The 1,047-nt window shown below is 56.1% G+C and carries 2 protein-coding genes; one reads left to right on the forward strand and one right to left on the reverse strand.

Annotated features, from left to right (window positions below):
- Positions 1–193 (forward strand): hypothetical protein (locus tag DVK07_RS23845; protein ID WP_233565533.1); only part of this gene is annotated, 193 nt, incomplete at its 5' end.
- Between the two features lie 184 nt (positions 194–377).
- Here DVK07_RS23845 and DVK07_RS23850 read toward each other — a convergent pair.
- A partial coding sequence (locus DVK07_RS23850) for a hypothetical protein (RefSeq protein ID WP_233565534.1) occupies positions 378–1,047 on the reverse strand: 670 nt, incomplete at its 5' end.

Here is a 1,047-nt window from a genome sequence, read left to right on the forward strand (position 1 = left end):
GTGTTCGATCTGCGGGCAAGACCTCGCTGACAGCCCGCTTGCAGGACCGGCGCACGCCCGCAAACACAAAAATACGTACATCGACGAAGTCGGCGAACGCCCATCGAACTACGATGACGTGCGCCACTGGTTCAACCACTCACAGTCCGACCAGCAAACATCCCTGAACGACTACCAAGGAGAGAATCGATGAGTCGTGAATGGCTGCCTAATGCAACACTCGTGGTTATTCTCTCTGCTGTGATCGCATCGGGTGTGCCCGGCGGGTACTACAGCCCTGCGCCGGATCCAATCACTCTCATGCAGAATCTGGGTATCGGACTGATCGTTCTGCTGGCGTTAGCGTGGTTGTTCAGCGACTGAGGAGCGAAGCTCGATTACCGGGATAACCGTCGCCTGATCTCTTGTTCATCCGCACTCGAACCCAGCAGTTCGTACTCCAACTCATCGGAGGGAGGGTACGGTGTGGGTTCGACATCAGCATTCGATTCCATCAGAATACCCTCGATCTTCTGGAACGCTTCACTCTCGATAATTCGCTCCACAGACCGCCTCGGCACAACATCGGACGCACCATTCTTGGCCGTCTCGTATCCACACGATGGGCACCTCCACTGTTCCCTATTCAGAACCAAGTACCGTTTGACCGTGCGCGATTCCACGTCGGTTGTGCAGCGTGGGCAGCGAGGGTCGGTGACGTGTACGTATGGTTCTGAACCGCGGCGAGACGCACCATACACGCCCTCCCACACGACACCAAGGTATTCGACTTGCACTGAAACAAAGGTGGTATCGGGTGGGTCAGACGAAACATACGCCTGTGACGTTCTGGTGCCCGACGATGTGAGTCTCTGCTTGCCGAATCCGTAGAGCCCCCGTGTGGTGATGAATAGGATGCCTGTTGCGAGGATGAGTTGAACGTCTGTGTTGCGTACGACTCCGAGAAGCCCTGACTGAGGAACCTCAGGGAGTGTCGGGACGAGATACGCACTGAGTAGGATGGAAACGAGAAGAAGTCCGATTTCTTTCGGCCAGTCCGTCATGTGG

The organism is Halorubrum sp. Atlit-26R (genome assembly GCF_003666015.1).
Lineage (GTDB): Archaea > Halobacteriota > Halobacteria > Halobacteriales > Haloferacaceae > Halorubrum.